At 62.4% G+C, this 1,513-nt stretch carries 1 protein-coding gene; it reads left to right on the top strand.

The genetic code is table 11. The features are described 5' to 3' along the window. The first annotated feature begins 266 nt into the window (after positions 1 to 266). Entirely contained in the window at positions 267 to 1,292 is a 1,026-nt protein-coding gene (locus tag DQW77_RS17870) for a LacI family DNA-binding transcriptional regulator (protein ID WP_113259688.1), read from the top strand. Positions 1,293 to 1,513: the final 221 nt, after the last annotated feature.

Genomic DNA, 1,513 nt, shown 5'->3' with positions numbered 1-1,513 from the left:
CAGGGCAATGATCTCTGTATCGTTCTTCATGGCGTATCGTTCCTCTTATGGAAGTTCTGGCAGGCTTGATCACCCGCCACGATACGCCGCCTTCTCAAACCGCGTCACCCATTTCCCGCCATAGCTCGGATTTCGCGCGGGGCGTGCTTATCCGCACTTCATGATCGAACCGCCTGGCGGCCGGCCCTGTCACGCAGGTGTCTGGGCGCTTGATCCTGCCAGGCCGTTCGCGATAACAAGGGCTTGTAATCGCAGGATGGACATCAGTGACAACACAGCAAAAGCGCGCCCTGACCCTGCGCGACGTTTCGGAGGCGTCAGGGGTATCCGAGATGACGGTCAGCCGCGTTCTGCGTGATCGCGGCGATGTATCGGAAGCCACGCGTACCCGTGTTCTGGCGGCGGCCAAGAGGCTGGGCTACGTGCCGAACAAGATCGCCGGCGCGTTGGCCAGCCAGCGGGTCAACCTGGTGGCGGTCATCATCCCGTCGATGTCCAACATGGTCTTTCCCGAGGTGATGACCGGGATCAGCGGTGCGCTGGAGGAAACCGGACTGCAGCCGGTTGTCGGCCTCACGGGATACCTGCCCGAAAAGGAAGAGAAGGTTCTTTACGAGATGCTGTCATGGCGGCCCTCCGGTGTGATCATAGCGGGGCTTGAGCATTCGGATGCGAGCCGTGCGATGCTGCGCGCAAGCGGAATTCCGGTTGTCGAGATCATGGATGTGGACGGTACGCCGGTGGATTCCATGGTGGGCATTTCCCACCGCCGGGCCGGGCAGCAGATGGCCCACGCGATCATCCGTGCCGGGCACAGGCGGATCGGGTTCCTCGGTACCAAGATGCCGCTTGACCACCGGGCGCGGAAACGGTTCGAGGGGTTCACCCAGGTCATGGCCAAGGCCGGGATCGAGATCGCGGACCAGGAATTCTATTCGGGTGGTTCGGCACTGGTGAAGGGGCGCGAGATGACGCAGGCGATACTGGGGCGCACACCTGACCTGGACTTCCTGTATTATTCCAACGACATGATCGGCGCAGGCGGCCTGCTTTGGCTTCTGGAACAGGGGGTGGAAATTCCCGGGCAAGTCGGGCTGGCAGGGTTCAACGGCGTGAACCTTCTCAAGGGGTTGCCGCGGCAGCTTGCGACAATGGATGCCTGCCGTCTGGAGATCGGTCAGCAGTCCGCACGCATCATCGCCGACCGGGTGAGCGAAGCCGCCCCGGCCGAGCCGGTACGCATCACTCTGGAGCCGACGATAGATTTCGGCGATACGCTCCGGCCGGGCTGACCCGGCACTGGCCAGACTTGGTATCAGTTCGGCAGGCGCATCGCCTTTCAAAAGCTGCGCCTTGCAGGCGCGCAGTCGTGTCTCGCTGTTGGCCTCGTGACCTGCCCCATTTTTCAGGGCCACTCGCAAGTCGAGTCTGTTCCTCATTTGTTTGCCATCATTCGGCGGCGTGAGCAATGGGCGCAGGCGCGGAGCCATCAACTCGCTCAAGCGGCTGCGCC

Origin of the sequence: Roseovarius sp. TE539, assembly GCF_003298505.1 — a bacterium.
GTDB lineage: Bacteria > Pseudomonadota > Alphaproteobacteria > Rhodobacterales > Rhodobacteraceae > Roseovarius.
This window is presented reverse-complemented; position numbering and strand designations above follow the sequence as displayed.